Source organism: Peribacillus suis, from assembly GCF_059384845.1.
Map to the genome: position 1 here is coordinate 3,732,194 of NZ_CM182019.1, position 14,876 is coordinate 3,747,069.

At 43.7% G+C, this 14,876-nt stretch carries 18 protein-coding genes; 5 read left to right on the forward strand and 13 right to left on the reverse strand.

Annotation, left to right across the window (positions count from 1 at the left end; all coding sequences use genetic code 11):
- Nucleotides 1-22 precede the first annotated feature (22 nt).
- The 5 genes from AC503W_RS18340 to AC503W_RS18360 all read right to left on the reverse strand — a co-directional run bounded on the left by AC503W_RS18340 (nt 23) and on the right by AC503W_RS18360 (nt 4,136).
- Nucleotides 23-415: a hotdog fold thioesterase gene (locus tag AC503W_RS18340; RefSeq protein ID WP_402871057.1), complete on the reverse strand. Its 393-nt coding sequence runs from the start codon at nt 413-415 to the stop codon at nt 23-25.
- 162 nt (nt 416-577) lie between these two features.
- Nucleotides 578-1,144, reverse strand: coding sequence for a 5' nucleotidase, NT5C type (locus AC503W_RS18345; protein WP_402871341.1), 567 nt, complete (start codon nt 1,142-1,144; stop codon nt 578-580).
- A 16-nt stretch (nt 1,145-1,160) separates the two neighbouring features.
- Nucleotides 1,161-2,255 carry an FAD-dependent monooxygenase gene (locus AC503W_RS18350; RefSeq protein WP_403125167.1) on the reverse strand — a complete coding sequence of 365 codons (1,095 nt, stop codon included), beginning with the start codon at nt 2,253-2,255 and terminating at the stop codon, nt 1,161-1,163.
- Between the two features lie 21 nt (nt 2,256-2,276).
- Entirely contained in the window at nt 2,277-3,371 is a 1,095-nt protein-coding gene (gene ribD / locus AC503W_RS18355) for a bifunctional diaminohydroxyphosphoribosylaminopyrimidine deaminase/5-amino-6-(5-phosphoribosylamino)uracil reductase RibD (protein WP_494917404.1), read from the reverse strand.
- 15 nt (nt 3,372-3,386) lie between these two features.
- Nucleotides 3,387-4,136, reverse strand: a complete 750-nt coding sequence (locus AC503W_RS18360) for a GTP cyclohydrolase II (RefSeq protein WP_402954312.1) — start codon at nt 4,134-4,136, stop codon at nt 3,387-3,389.
- 241 nt (nt 4,137-4,377) lie between these two features.
- On the opposite strand from AC503W_RS18360, the gene AC503W_RS18365 reads away from it, so the two are divergent.
- Nucleotides 4,378-4,776: a YuzC family spore coat inner layer protein gene (locus AC503W_RS18365; RefSeq protein ID WP_402871049.1), complete on the forward strand. Its 399-nt coding sequence runs from the start codon at nt 4,378-4,380 to the stop codon at nt 4,774-4,776.
- Between the two features lie 36 nt (nt 4,777-4,812).
- Here AC503W_RS18365 and AC503W_RS18370 read toward each other — a convergent pair whose 3' ends face one another.
- Together AC503W_RS18370 and AC503W_RS18375 are read right to left on the reverse strand one after the other, a co-directional pair.
- Nucleotides 4,813-6,318, reverse strand: a complete 1,506-nt coding sequence (locus AC503W_RS18370) for a leucyl aminopeptidase (RefSeq protein ID WP_402954320.1) — start codon at nt 6,316-6,318, stop codon at nt 4,813-4,815.
- A gap of 123 nt (nt 6,319-6,441) precedes the next feature.
- Nucleotides 6,442-6,978, reverse strand: a complete 537-nt coding sequence (locus AC503W_RS18375) for a GNAT family N-acetyltransferase (protein ID WP_494915347.1) — start codon at nt 6,976-6,978, stop codon at nt 6,442-6,444.
- A 280-nt stretch (nt 6,979-7,258) separates the two neighbouring features.
- Here AC503W_RS18375 and AC503W_RS18380 point away from each other — a divergent pair, with 280 nt between their 5' ends.
- On the forward strand, nt 7,259-7,741 hold the full coding sequence (locus tag AC503W_RS18380; RefSeq protein ID WP_402871041.1) for a divergent PAP2 family protein: 483 nt from the start codon (nt 7,259-7,261) through the stop codon (nt 7,739-7,741).
- Nucleotides 7,742-7,752: 11 nt separating this feature from the next.
- Nucleotides 7,753-8,547 carry a cobalamin-binding protein gene (locus tag AC503W_RS18385; protein ID WP_494915349.1) on the forward strand — a complete coding sequence of 265 codons (795 nt, stop codon included), beginning with the start codon at nt 7,753-7,755 and terminating at the stop codon, nt 8,545-8,547.
- Nucleotides 8,548-8,602: 55 nt separating this feature from the next.
- On the opposite strand, the gene spsC is transcribed toward AC503W_RS18385, so the two are convergent.
- The 4 genes from spsC to AC503W_RS18405 form a co-directional block, all read right to left on the reverse strand.
- Nucleotides 8,603-9,298, reverse strand: a complete 696-nt coding sequence (gene spsC, locus AC503W_RS18390) for a stationary phase survival protein SpsC (protein WP_494915351.1) — start codon at nt 9,296-9,298, stop codon at nt 8,603-8,605.
- Nucleotides 9,299-9,435: 137 nt separating this feature from the next.
- Complete coding sequence (locus AC503W_RS18395) at nt 9,436-9,753, reverse strand: YuiB family protein (protein ID WP_494915352.1); 318 nt, start codon at nt 9,751-9,753, stop codon at nt 9,436-9,438.
- Nucleotides 9,754-9,856: 103 nt separating this feature from the next.
- Nucleotides 9,857-10,336, reverse strand: a complete 480-nt coding sequence (locus tag AC503W_RS18400; protein ID WP_407407366.1) for an NUDIX domain-containing protein — start codon at nt 10,334-10,336, stop codon at nt 9,857-9,859.
- A gap of 118 nt (nt 10,337-10,454) precedes the next feature.
- Entirely contained in the window at nt 10,455-11,672 is a 1,218-nt protein-coding gene (locus tag AC503W_RS18405; RefSeq protein WP_494915354.1) for an NAD(P)/FAD-dependent oxidoreductase, read from the reverse strand.
- A gap of 381 nt (nt 11,673-12,053) precedes the next feature.
- On the opposite strand from AC503W_RS18405, the gene AC503W_RS18410 reads away from it, so the two are divergent.
- Nucleotides 12,054-13,046 (forward strand): NAD(P)/FAD-dependent oxidoreductase, encoded by a 993-nt coding sequence (locus AC503W_RS18410; RefSeq protein WP_402871026.1) that lies wholly within the window; start codon nt 12,054-12,056, stop codon nt 13,044-13,046.
- Nucleotides 13,047-13,225: 179 nt separating this feature from the next.
- The gene (locus tag AC503W_RS18415) at nt 13,226-13,867 is read left to right on the forward strand and encodes an SDR family oxidoreductase (protein ID WP_402990002.1); all 642 of its coding nucleotides are present in this window, start codon (nt 13,226-13,228) and stop codon (nt 13,865-13,867) included.
- 93 nt (nt 13,868-13,960) lie between these two features.
- Here AC503W_RS18415 and AC503W_RS18420 read toward each other — a convergent pair whose 3' ends face one another.
- Nucleotides 13,961-14,110, reverse strand: coding sequence for a hypothetical protein (locus AC503W_RS18420; protein WP_402871020.1), 150 nt, complete (start codon nt 14,108-14,110; stop codon nt 13,961-13,963).
- 368 nt (nt 14,111-14,478) lie between these two features.
- On the reverse strand, nt 14,479-14,841 hold the full coding sequence (locus tag AC503W_RS18425; RefSeq protein ID WP_402871018.1) for a HesB/IscA family protein: 363 nt from the start codon (nt 14,839-14,841) through the stop codon (nt 14,479-14,481).
- Nucleotides 14,842-14,876: the final 35 nt, after the last annotated feature.

Sequence of the window (14,876 nt, forward strand, 5' to 3'; positions counted from 1 at the left end):
GGCAGCTCCTTTTTGTTCACTCTCACTTTGGCAGGTCGATGACTGCCAGCGTACATCTGGAAACGCAGACCAGGTTTCCTTCTTCATCCCGGATCTTCACATCCCAAATCATGGTCGTTCTCCCATGATGAAGGATGTTCCCTTCTGCAGTGACAAGGCCCGAACGGACACCCCTTACATGATTTGCGTTGATTTCAAGCCCGACGACCGCTTGTTTCGTGCCGTCGACCAGCTGGAAACCACCGATGCTCGCAACCGACTCGGCCAGGGCAACCGATGCGCCTCCATGCAATAGACCAAATGGCTGTTTTGTCCGTTCGTCGACGGGCATGGTCGCAATGACTTTCCCATTACTCAATTCCTTCATTTCTATCCCAAGTGCGCCAATCAACGAACCTTCCACATTGATATCCATCTTGACCCATCCCTTTCATTTTAGAATTCTATCATTAAAACCATTCTACCTTGTCTGGGTGAGTTATAACAGATATAAATGAATAACCATTCATTATTGATGAAGAAAAGAGGATGATCCGGGTACCTTCCAGTCATCCTCCATCTCATATGCATGCCTGTCTTACTTGGATATAACCTGCTTCAGCTCCGACCAGTTTGTCAGTCTAGGGATGGATTCTATCTCACGGTTATAGGAATTATCGATGGCATATACCTTCGTTTGAATGCCCACCAACGTTTCCAAAACGGCCGGTTTATCATCGAAATAATAGTCCAGCTCCAATTTCTTGATCGTTTCAATTTTTTCATGGTCTTTCATGCCGCAATAAAAATGGTCGTCCTTTACAGGGAATCCATTCTCGATCATCCATTGTTTCGTCCGTTCACCATGCTCGGCTTTTCTTGCCGTAATATAAAAGATTTCATGTCCTTCGTTTTCAAGGGTCTGTAATGCTTCCACTGCCCCCTCAAACGCCGGGCACGAGGAATAATAGATTTCTTCGGCAAGGCTATTCCACATTTTTCCGCCTTCTTCTTTACTCATCTCGAACAATTCATGAATCTCCAAGGTTTTCAAGGCTTTGAATTTTGTTAACTCTACATTTTTATTGAGCTTTTCATTATATAACTGGAATGCATATTCCCTTAAATTAATCAAAGTATCATCTATATCAAAACCGAATCTCATCTTCTTCACTCTCCATTTAAACATACGCGGTAAACAAGGATTCAAAAGATTTCTCCATGTCCACCTGCAAGGCCTGTAGCTTTTCAATATAAGCTCTTCTTTTTGGCTCCGCCCTTTTGAGCCCCGTTAATCCGCTATCTCCCAGAAGGATGTGTTCATAAATTTGTTGGGCCACTAGCTCAGCGTCCCCAAGGGCACAATTGAGTCCGAAAGCACCAGTGGGGGTCATGGTATGGGCCGCGTCCCCCACTAGCAGAACACCATCTTTGGTCCACGTTTCACATGAGCAACTATGAACGTCCAATAAAATGAAGTCCTGCCAGGATTGGATATTTTCACGGACCACACTCCGTAACTCTGGGAAATTCATGATCAACTTTTCAATAAAAGGTTCAAAAGGCTGTTTCCGAAGCTGAGGGTACGAACCATGTTCTATATTCCATCCGATTTGGATGAAACCCCCCGCCTGAGTGAAGAGTGCCAACTGGGAACCATTGACCAATGCATTCTTGATCGATGGCTTCCATCCGTAAGGGGCCGGTATTTTAGCCCAGAGTAAATCATAGCCGTGGTTCTTGACCTCAACCGGGATTTTCGCTTTTTTCCGGACCGTTGAAAACCTTCCATCCGCCCCGACAATCAATCGGCTTTGAATGGTGAATTCACTCCCATCCTTAACGGCTTTCACTCCACAGAACCGCCCCTCTTTGTCCTGGACGAGATCTGTCACCCTCGTGTTCAGCATCAAGTGGAAGGAATCTAACTTTTCAGCTTCATCCAAGATCACCTTCAACAGATGCTTCTGCGGAACATGAATGCCCAGATTATCTTGATGGGCGTCCGGATAAATCTCTTTTACCAGTCGCCCCTCCTGCCAATATTCAATCTGTTCCATTCTAAGCAGGCCCAGATTCTCCACTTTCGCAAATAAGCCAAGCTTTTTAAGGATGCTCTCCCCTTCATCGTTTAAGAATTCCCCTCGAAATTCCTGTGCGACTGCCTGATTCCGCTCAAGGAGGATGACCGAAATGTTCTGTTTGGCCAATAAATAGGCTAAAAGCGCCCCTCCAGGTCCTGAACCGACAATGCAAACATCCGTTTTACCCATCATGCTTCTCACCTGTTGTCTATTTTATTTTGGATAAGCCGTTATGCGGATGTCTTCCCCAAACGTATCAACATGAGAGATGGAAACATCCAAGGCTTCATCCATTTGATCTACATCGTCCCCTGAAAAAGGAGTAAGTGAGTTTCTTCCACCCAATAGTTTAGGAGCTACATAGATTAGATATTTATCGATGAGTCCTGCCCTTAAGAATGAAGCATTTACCTCGCTTCCGCCTTCAAGCAAGACATCCGTTATCCCCTTTTTATATAGTTCGGCCATCAGGATCTCCAAATCCAACCCTGCTTCTGTTTTGGGGACCATGATGAATTCAACTCCCCTTTCGCTTAGGGAGGCGATTTTTTCCAACGAGGCATTTTCATGCGTGACAATGACCGTTCTCGCTTCTTCTACCTGTAAGACATGGGAATCTAGAGGCACACGAAGTTCACTATCCAAAATGATGCGGACCGGATTTTCCCCCCCGCCTTCAGGAAGCCGGGTCGTCAAGGATGGATTATCGGCCAGGACCGTTCCGATGCCGACTAAAATCGCATCGACCTCATTACGTAGCAAGTGGACCGAGTGACGGGATTCTTCCCCTGTAATCCATTTCGAATGTCCAGTGTGGGTCGCCAGTTTCCCATCGAGCGTCATCGCAAATTTGGACAGGACAAAAGGACGCCCTGTCGTCATATTATGGATAAAGCGTTCATTCAGCCTTCGTGCTTCTTTTTCCAAGATGCCCACTTCCACTTCAATGCCTGCCTCTTTAAGAAGCGCGATTCCTCTCCCTGCAACTTCCGGGTTGGGATCTTCCATGGCCACTACGACCCGTTTAATTCCCGATTCCTTCACCAAGTTCGCACATGGTGGTGTTTTCCCATAATGGGAACAAGGTTCAAGCGTCACATATAAAGTTCCACCTTTGGCATACTCTCCCGCCATTTTGAATGCATGGACCTCGGCATGCGGTTCACCGGCTTTGCGGTGAATCCCTGTTCCGGCAATCACGCCGTCTTTCACAATAACAGCCCCGACGATGGGGTTCGGGTTCGTCTTCCCTTTAGCACTGCCCGCTAGGTCCAAAGCCAGTTTCATGTAATATTGATCATTATTCATCATCACAGCTCCCCTTCACACAATTACAGTGGGATCCTCTAGTGGGATATGCCCGGATTTCTTGATTTTTGTATCCAGATAGAAACTATTCGTTTCAGTCAAACCACCCCAAAGCGGGATATGATTCTTCGCCGTCAAGCCATGCTCCTTAAGCGCTGCCAGCTTTTTAGGATTATTCGTAATCAGCGTTACGGGTTTATGACGCAGAGCTTTCAACACCGTGATCGCTCCTTCATAAGATCTTGTATCATCTTCGAATCCCAAAGCATGGTTCGCTTCAACGGTGTCAAATCCTTCTTGCTGAAGCAAGTAAGCCAATGATTTTGTAAATAAGCCAATACCTCTTCCCTCATGATCCGCAAGGTAAAAAATGGCGCCGGTTCCTGCGTCGGCAATCATCCTCATCGATTGGTGAAGCTGGTATCCGCAATCACAACGTTGACTGCCGAATATATCCCCCGTATGGCAGATGCTGTGCATACGGACGAGTGCATCCTCCGCTTTCTCGAAATCACCATACACCAATACCGAAGATTGCTGGCCAAAAGCCAAGTTGGCAGTCGAAAGCGATTCGAGCACTGCTTCTTCAACATTATCCTCGCCATCAAGCTGAAGCCAGGTGTACCATTGGAAGACAGCCGAAAAGTCACCTTGCTTAACAGGGAGATTCACGGGACCGACCAGGCATAGATCATCTTTACCCGGTGTTTTCAGGATGTTCATTTTATCTATTAAAAGGTCTTTTATTTGCTTTGTTATTTTCATAGTAAAATCACCTATTTTTTAGTTTTATATAGTACGGTCTCGCTACTTACTTAAGGTAAGCAAGTATTTTAAGTATACTACCAAGTGAGGATTTTTACAAATAATAGTGTACACTTCTTTCTATTTTCCAAGTAAGAAAAACGGCTTTCTAAAACACTATCATAATCTTCTACATCCACTCATATTTTAACCTATATAATAAACCTGTCTATGGAAAGACATAGGAAAGGGAGGCAAACCTTTGGCTGATATCCCTTATTTTTTTTTCGACCAAGATTTTTTCCAGAGAAACCGTGATTGGGGAATGCCTTATCGCAATCAGGTAGATCCGCTGCTTCGCCCTTTCTCCGCCGGAAACCCCGACCTCCTGATTCAATCGGCTAAATCTTCGCAATCGTTAATGGATGATGCAAAAAAAGTAGTGGATATGATTGCCTCGTCCAAACCATTTTCGACACGGCTCATGTCCGCCGCCCAAGAATCGAAAACGGCTGCCGTCACCGACATGATCAAAAAGACAGGTATTAAAAACGAACCAGATATCAAGTACAATCCCGATGGCATCCGTTTTGATTTTTATCCGAAAAAAGGAGAGATAAATTGCCATGTCATCATCAGTTTGAAGTGGAGCAACATATGAAAAAACCGAAGCCTCTTTCCGGCTTCGGCATCGATCCTAGTTCTTGCCCGGATTGAATGTTTCCACAAGAAGGGCAAGGGTACGGGTCATGACTCCAGTCGCCCCGGCCGTACCCAGTTCATTTGCGCTCGCTGTCGTGGATGTTCCCGCAATATCGAGATGGACCCATGGGGTCGATTCGGCAAATTCACCGACAAAGGCACCACCCATGATGGCATGCCCGGCTCCTCCCGGCGAATTATTCAAATCCGCAATCTTACTATTACGCACACGCTCTTTATCCTTTTCGGTAATCGGCAGGCGCCACATTGGCTCACCGGCTTCCTCAGAGGCCTTTTGAACTTGTTCATAGAATTCCACGTTATTGGTCATGGCACCTGTCATATCATTGCCCAAGGCCGTTATAACACCACCCGTTAAGGTGGCAACATCGACAAGGTATTCCGCACCATGGTGTTTCGCATATGTCACGGCATCCGCCAATACAAGCCGTCCCTCGGCATCCGTATTCAGCACCTCGATGGTTTTACCACTCATGGCGGTAATCACATCATCCGGTTTAAATGCATTTCCACTGATCATGTTATCGGTAGAAGGAATGACGGCAACGACATTTTGATCCGGGCCCAATTCCCCGATGATTTCCATCGCACCCAAGACGGCCGCTGCACCGCCCATATCCGTTTTCATTCCAACGATTCCAGCCTTCGTTTTTAATGAGTAACCTCCTGTATCAAAGGTAATTCCTTTTCCGACCAACCCGATTACATCCGTCCATTCTTCTTTTCCCTGATATTTGAGGACGATCATTTTCGGTGGTTCGACCGATCCTTGATTGACCGCTAGAAGAGCACCCATTCCAAGCTTGAGCATGTCTTCCTTCTCGAGGATTTCAACCTCGAATCCATACCGGTCCCCCAATTCCATGGAATAGTTCGCTAAATCCGTGGAAGTCAGTAAGTTCCCAGGTGTATTAACTAGCGTCCTCGCTGAATTCGTCGCTTTCCCAAACACACGGCCGACATGTAGGGCCGCTCCCACTTCATCCGTTTGGCACTCACTATAAACCGTGATGGCTTCCAAACTTTTTTCTATCTGGTTCGATTTCTGTTTATACCCGGCAAATTTATAGCCTGCCAGCTCAAATGCCTCGGAGAATGCATGCGCCGCATCCAGTGCGTCCAACTGTTCAGTCGTGAAGGTGTCCAAAGCGATGCTGATTGTGGTAAGCCTTGATTCAGCCACCACTTTGCGGGCCTTCCCTAAAGCTTCCCTTAAAGTCTCGAAAGATAGTTCTTTTTCTTTCCCTAGACCGACAAAAATCAGCCTCTTTACGCCTAGTTTTCCTAAAGTATGTATTTTAGTGATGGACTTCTTCTTGGAAGAGATATCACCATCCTTCACCAATTGTGTAAGATGTCCCGATAATTTCTCATCCGCTTCCTGCCCAATCCCCGTGAATTTAATCGGCCGATCAAACACACCCATTAACAGGCATTCTTCCGTAACATCTAAGTTTAATGTATGTTTCACTGTAAACATTCTGATACGCCTCCATTCGAATACTCCTATTATAACCAAATTCCCCGAAATTTCCGAATTCAATGCACAAAGTGGATTTGAAATGCCCGCTTCATTCATTTAAACGAGATGATCCATTCGATTTCACTTAACCAATTTGTACATCAGGATATCATCGACATATTCATATTCACTCATTTTAAATTCTTTAACCTTGCGACCTTCTTCAATGAACCCCATTTTCTTGTACAATGAAATAGCACCGTGATTTGATGCGAAAACGCCTAAACTCACTTTTTCGATGAAGGGATTGCTCTCTGCCCAATCCAATAATGTCTGTAGTAGCATACTTCCAATCCCCATTTCTCTGTAACCCTTTCTTATCATCATGCCAAAGGTGCCTGTATGGGACAATCGCATTCTATTTTTGGCCATTTCGAATACTATCCAACCAACGACTTCTCCCTCACTTTCAGCTACCAGTAATGTTTCTCTTTCATGATCCAATATGCTCTGAACCCATTCGCTTTGTTGGGAAGATGTTTTATTGAACTCTGTGGATAACGCGATTAGGAATTCACCTTCTGACACAACGGATTTCTGGATGTCTAAAATCGCCTCGGAGTCTTCCAGTTTTCCAGGACGAACCATGTAACTAACCGGGTCTTTTGAAATAGACAATACTATCTCCTCCTTATAAAACATATGATTACTATTCATATTCTTTATCGACCTACCTAGACCTTCTAAAGAATCGCCTCTTCTTTCTAAATCTTAGCTTTATTTCACCTGCCTAGTAAGGAAGTAGTTTAGAAAGCCGCTCTTTAGAGAAATAGTATAAGAAAGATCATATTTATTTCCAATAAGCAGGGAATCGATAGGATATGATGGAAAGTATTAGTAAGGATGAATATTTTCCCGTCTCACCGTTACTTTATAAATGGAAAGAAGGCTGAAACTTTTGGAATTTTTTTTAAACTTCCCTTTAATTGCCGCTTTAATCGCCATTTTCTTTGCCCAATTCATTAAAGTCCCGATTCATTTCATCGCCTTTCGTAAATGGGATTGGTCGTTGATCAACTCAACGGGCGGTATGCCAAGTTCACATTCGGCCGCCGTGACTGCACTTACCGTAGCAGTGGGGATTGAAACGGGCATGGACTCACCCATCTTTGCCGTTGCGACACTTTTTGCCATCATCACGATGTTTGATGCAACGGGTGTTAGGAGGCAGGCAGGGGAACAGGCTGCCGTCCTGAATCAGCTTGTCACAGATTTCAATTTATTTGTCGAACAAGCGAAGAATTGGCAGAAGAAAGAGGAGAAGCAGAAGCAACAGCAATTGAAGGAATTATTGGGCCATAAACCAATTGAAGTCTTTTTCGGCGCATTGACTGGAGTATTCATCGCACTTGTTCTTCATTTTTTAATCTTTCAAGGGTAGGTGACTTATAAATGAAATTAATCTCTCTTTGCCCAAGTAATACTGAACTCTGTACATATCTCGGAATCGAAGACCAGTTGATTGCCATCGATGACTATTCGGATTGGCCCGACTCCATACAGCATCTGCCTAAAGTCGGTCCAGATCTGTCCATTAACATAGATCTCGTGGAATCATTAAAACCTGATTTGGTTCTTGCTTCCCTCAGCGTACCTGGTATGGAAAAAAACATCGAGGCACTCAAAAAACGACAGATTCCTTATATCATCTTTAATCCGCAATCGCTTGAAGATATCGCCCAGGATTTACTGACCCTTGGGGAAGCCGTTCAGGTACAGGAAAAGGCCGCGTTGCAGGCGGACAAATTCCGTTCCACCATCCGGCAATATAAGATGGTAGCGGACAGCATCGACCATCCCCCTTCCCTCTACTGGGAATGGTGGCCCAATCCCCTTTTCTCACCTGGCGGGGTCAATTGGTTAACGGAAATCAGCCGTCTGGCTGGAGGGTATAACCTCTTTGAAGAAGTAGACATGGCAAGCATTCAAGTGCCATCGGAAGAAGTCCTAGAAAAGGACCCGGACCACATTTGTTTAGCATGGGTCGGCGTCCCGTTACATAAGGTCAACCCTGAATTAATCAAGAAACGGAAGCGCTGGTCGGAAATGAAAGCCGTCCAAAACCATGCGATTCATATCATGGAAGAACCCTTATTCTGCCGGCCGTCCCCCAGATTGCTGGATGGACTATCCAAACTGGCTAGGACGCTTCATCCCGAAGCCTACCTCCACATCCCTACAGATTGAACGGCAAAAAAGCCGGCTCTACATTGAGTCGGCTTTTTTGCGAGCATTCATGTATTTAAAACACAAAGGAAGACATGTTTGTATGGACCGCTTTTTCGGCGATTGTATGTTTGAAGACCTGCCTCACTTTCATTTCATTCAACTCATATAACTGTTCCTCTGAAAAACGCCCGTTTCCTTTTTGTACAAGATAGACCTCCAGGGTTTTCTTTCCCCACTTCTCATATACATCTTGCACCGTGTCGTAATACAGGTCAAGGTGGTTCCCTTTAATCGCCCCACCCTTATCGGCTACCACCCCAAAACCATAATCAGGGATCCAAAGGATGGTACCTATCGGAAACACGGATAGATCAGCAGCAATTGTCGAAAACATATCCCGCTTCACCTTCACCCCAGAATAGGTAATGCCATAAGACGGGCTATCCGGATATTTACCGGTGGATTCATAGCCTGCTGTATATCCCGTTGCCAACACCTTATGTTTTGGATACTTCGAAAGCTCTATAGCCTCTTCTATCGTTGGCGGTCCTCCACTTTTTTTCGTGGACGATGCTATAAAGGTCGCTTTATGGTGCCCACGATGAAAGGCTTTATATTCTAGCTCGAATACCGTATTTTTCCTAATCGTTTCTTCCAAAGGATGGACTTCGGGCTCGGCTCCAAAAACATGATGAACGGTTGATTCAATAGCCAAGAAAAACAATAGGATGATGGCAACCCGCAAAAATAATGTCCGTATGATTTTCATATGTATGTCATTCCACTCCTCTCACAAGGATATTTGTTCCCTAACATGAGGAAAAGTATTCATATATACCCAAAAATGACTACATATCACTAGAAAAACAGAAAAAAGGACCACCACTAAATGGCAGCCCCACCTATTTAAAACATTTGGTACCCCTTATTCCTCAATATCTTAATCGTGATTCCAGCCCCTATTGCACCAATTAATCCACTTGATAAAATCATCAGATCCGCCGCATGCAAAGATGCTAGGCTCGTCCCAAGTTCGGAAAACGTGTCTCTGGGTTGTCTGAAATATTCAATCAACTTGGCTTTATTCACTATGACAAGGAAAACGATAGGAAAAAGGACGACCATGATCCATGATGATCGAAAAAGCATGTTAAGTAAAAAGCCTATCCCGAAAAACAATACAAAGAATAAAAGTATTGAGATGACCAATACCGGTAATGGCATAATATTCTAGACCTCCTTAAAAGAACCACTTTTAGTTTACAGAATACATAATTGGTTCGTCAACGACATAATACCAATTAATCCCTTGTGATGCATCATTGTCTTACATAAATAATTTATAAGAGGTATATCCGAAATGATTCCCTGGATTGACTCCGTCGAGCATCGTCTGCATTCTTTCCTTTTTAAAGGATAAAAGATGATTCAATAACACAGACTGCTTGCCTTCCGCAATGAGGGCTTCCGGATTATAGAACTTAGCTTCATATAGCTCGTCCATTTGAGCCGATACATCAAAACTAAGCGGCTTAAGTAAAAACACCAACATATTATCACTTATTTCCCCTTTGATGACTCCACTCCTGACGCCTACCATCCCTTCAATTTCCGTATGAATCCCCGTCTCCTCCAGCACTTCTCTAATGACTGCCTCATCCACCGTTTCATCATTTCGAACGAAGCCGGCAGGGAGGGACCATTGACCTTCCAATCCTCCATACCGTTTATTAACGACAAGCCATTCGCCTTTATCGGAAATCACGAGACCCGATACAGCCAACCAGACATTTTTGCAACGTTCCAATCATTTCACTCCTCATTTCTCTCAATATTTGTATTATAAACCTTTTTTTTCAGTCATACACAATAGAAAAAAGCCATCCCGGAAATTTCTTGAATGGCTCATACCTTTTATTATGAAATTACAGGATGTTGAATTTACCCTTTTTCGCAACCAAATAAGGGCCGCCTATCAATAATAACGCTCTGTTATCCACCATTTTCTTCATGAACGAGGCCGTTTTCCCCGTCACTTTCTTACCAAAAACAACCCCGATTGCATCATGCTCACCAAGTGAACATACCGTCCCTTTGTTTTCGAACGTAAAGGTATCTAGGTCGGTTTGGTTGCGGACCAACTTGGTAATGTTCTTCGCAATGACTTCTCCTTGCTGCATGGCAATCTGTGCGGTAGGGGGATATGGCCGGTTTATTTCTTCATTGATGATCAATGAACAGTCACCCACGATGAAGATATCATCATGACCTGGTGCCCGCATATCGAGGTTCACTTTTATGCGACCACGCATTGCATCGAATCCCGAAGCTTCAATGACGGAATTCCCACGAACTCCAGCTGCCCACACAACGGTCCCTGCCTTGATCTCCTCGGTTTCCTCTTCACCAATTGCCACGATGATTCCTTCAGGGGTAGCTCCCTTGATGGGCGTGCCAATCTTGAATTCCACTCCTTTTTTTTGAAGATATGAAACGGCATAATCCACTAATTCGGGATCGAAACCAGGAAGTACCGCCGGTGCAGCTTCTACACAGTACATGCGGACTTTCTGAGGGTCAATATCATATTCCTTACACAGCACAGGAACACGATTGGCTAACTCCCCAAGGAATTCAATGCCCGTAAACCCAGCTCCACCGACTACGATGGTCAAGCGATTTTCGTCTTTTTCTATTTCCGAGCTATATGTGGCAAATTGCAATTGGATATGATCCCGTATTTTCCGGGCCGAGTTTAAATTGGAAATGGAGAAGGCATATTCCTTTAATCCTGGAATGCCGAATGTTTCTGATTCTGGGCCAAGCCCGACCACTAAGATGTCATACGAAACTTCGCCATTTTCTAGAATGACTTTTTTCTGTTCGGTCTTGATTTCTAGAACGGAGTCTTGAACGAACCTCACTTTACTTTTGTTGATGACATTCTTGATGGGATAGCGCACACGATCATGATGAAGGGTTCCGGCAGACGCCTCATGCAACCAGGTTGTTTCATAATGATAATCATTTTTATTCACTAAGATGATTTCCGCTTCATTTTGTCCCAATGCTTTTTGTAATCGGGTTACGGTCATCAAACCGCCATAACCTGCTCCCAAAATAACGATAGTTGGTTTTTTCAAGTAATCTTCCACCTTTACAGTATTTTTCTTTATCCCGCTTTCCATCTCAATTTCTATGCGATATCCTTAATTTCCATTAAAGAAGGCAATCCTATTCATATGTGATGCCTTTCACTAATTAAAGTTCACGAACGAATCAATAAATTCCATATAATTGAATATTATTCCATTCCCTCTCATTTTTCAAGGAAACTGATTTCCCTTTGATTAATGGAAAATCCGTCTACTTGATGCCGTAACTTTTCATTTTGATGATTAGTATGCCTGATTGCTCCCACTAACTTTCTCATTTTTCAAAAAAATTTATCCATCTTCTTTAACTTCAACTATGTTAAAATGAAGAAAGAATTTCAACAAACCTAGTATATCGGAGGGATAGCGTTGGAAGTAAATGAAAAAGTATATGATATTACCATCATTGGTGGTGGACCTGTAGGCTTATTTACCGCATTCTATGGTGGTATGAGACAGGCATCAGTCAAAATCATTGAAAGCCTCCCACAATTGGGTGGACAATTATCCGCTCTTTATCCTGAAAAATACATCTATGATATCGCAGGTTTTCCTAAAGTGCTGGCTCAGGAATTAGTCAATAATTTGAAAGAGCAAATGGCGAAATTCGAACAAACCGTCGTCTTGGAACAATCCGTTCAAGAAGTGGAGAAACAGGCCGATGGCGTCTTCATGTTAACCACGGATAAAGAAGTACATTATTCCAAAACAATCATAATCACTGCCGGAAACGGGGCTTTCCAACCTCGACGCATCGAAATCGAGAATGCTAAGCAATATGAGGGTACGAACCTTCATTATTTCATTGATGACCTTAACCGTTTTGCAGGGAAAAAAGTGGTGGTCTTCGGAGGCGGCGATTCCGCAGTGGACTGGGCACTCATGTTAGAGCCTATCGCTGAAAAGGTGAGCATTGTCCATAGAAGGGATAAATTCCGCGCTCACGAACATAGTGTCGAAAATCTAAAAAATTCTAAAGTAGAAATTAAAACCCCTTACATACCTGCAGATTTAATTGGTACGGAAGATCGAATTCAAACAGTCGTCCTTAAGGATACGAATGGAGAAGAAACCGAAACATTGGATGTTGATGCAGTCATCGTCAACTACGGCTTTATCTCCTCTCTTGGTCCCATCAAAGAATGGGGGCTCGATATTCAGAAAAACAACATCTTAGTCAACTCCAGAATGGAAACGAACATCCCCGGAATCTACGCGGCTGGTGACATCGCAACCTACGATGGCAAAGTCAAATTAATTGCCAGCGGCTTTGGCGAAGCCCCTACTGCCGTCAATCATGCGAAGCAATACATTGACCCAAAAGCAAAAGTGCAGCCCATGCACAGCTCTTCCATGTTTTAGCATCCTATCGCTCATTTCACTTTTAACCGGCTCTGAATTGAGCTGGTTTTTTTATTTGTTTTATTAACTTGTGGATAACTTCCGGGAAAGCAGTTATCCACAATGTGTTCTAGATGTTTTCGGACTCTTCAATAAAGGGTAATGAATGTAAGAGAAGATAAAGAAAGGAGTTTACATTCATGAATATCTTAATAGCAGGCGCGAATGGAACGACTGGTAAGAAAATCATCGAAGAACTATCAAAAACCCAACAGGATACGGTATATGGAATGATCCGGAAAGAAGAACAAGCACAAGGGATAAAAGACCTTGGCGGACAACCCATCCTCGCCGATTTAGAGGGAAATGTGGATAAAGCGGTGGATAACATGGACGCCATCGTATTTGCTGCTGGTTCAGGTCCGAAGACAGGACCTGATAAGACCACGGCTGTGGATAAGAACGGAGCAATCAAACTGATTGATGCCGCTAAGAAAAAAGGCGTCGGGCGCTTTGTCATGTTAAGCTCCGTCGGTTCCGATCAGCCCCAACAAGGTCCCGAAGGAATGCAACACTATCTCGAAGCCAAGCATGATGCGGATGAACATTTAAAGGAGAGCGGTCTCACTTATACCATCGTCCGTCCCGTCGCATTGACTAATGACCAAGCGATTGGGAAAATTAAGGCAGATGCAAAAGTCGACCATGTCGATACTTCCATACCACGAGCTGATGTCGCTAAAGTATTGGCCCAAGCCATCTCCGAAAAAAACACCTTCAATAAAACGTTCGAAATTCATAGTGGTGACCAACCGATCAAAGAAGCCTTGAAAACCCTATAAGAATGATGGAAAAAAGGGGGACACTTCAAAATGTGTCTCCCTTTTTCCATAAGAAAACCCTAGGGAGATTTTAGTCTTCCTAGGGTTTCAATATTATTTATCTGTTTGTTTTTGCTTTTTTTTCAAATACTCCGCACGCAGATTTTCAATATGCTGCTTTTTATCAAATTTGGCAGTCGTCTGCTTTTCCTGATATCTTGTCACAGCTGCCTGGCCTTTGTAATCCAATTGATATTTTCCCACTATGTTCACCTACTTTTCCTGTCTTTAAAGAGAATCTATTCAATAAATATATCATACCTTATTTTTGTGAAGTAAACCTTATTACTTTATTTGTGTCCTGCTAACCTTCCATATATACGGTTCGTGCACACACGTAATACTAACATAGCAAGGGACTTTATGCTTTAATCGACAAAAGACGACGAATCCACATAAGCATTTCATTATCATTTTAGAATGCTCGCTTCTACGTGTTTATTGGATAAGTCTTTTATCCTGACATAAAAAGACGCCTCCCAACGTATCGTTACATACGTCAAGAAGCGCCAGATATAAACGTTGATATCGAATTAACTAAACGCTAACGATCACTGACCGTCAACCAACCATTAACAGTTCTCCGGCGTACCTTTTTCGGTAGCCGTCCTGAAGGAAGATCCACAACCGCATGACGCGATGGCATTAGGATTTTCAATCGTAAATCCTCCACCCATCATCGTTTGTTTATAATCGATGACCGTTCCATTCAATATGCTGGCATCCTCTTTGTCCACAAGGATATGGATCCCAAATTGCTCCAACTTCTCATCCTTCTCGCCAGGTTCCTGTTCCAACCCCATGCCATAGGATAATCCACTGCAGCCTCCGCCTTTTACAGCCACTCTTAAAAACGATCCCTCTTCTTCGTTTTGCTTCATCATTTCTTTTATCTGAAAAGCAGCTGCTTCCGTAATCTGAACAACTTCACTCATTATAAACCGCTCCCTCTCCTAAAGATGTGAGATAG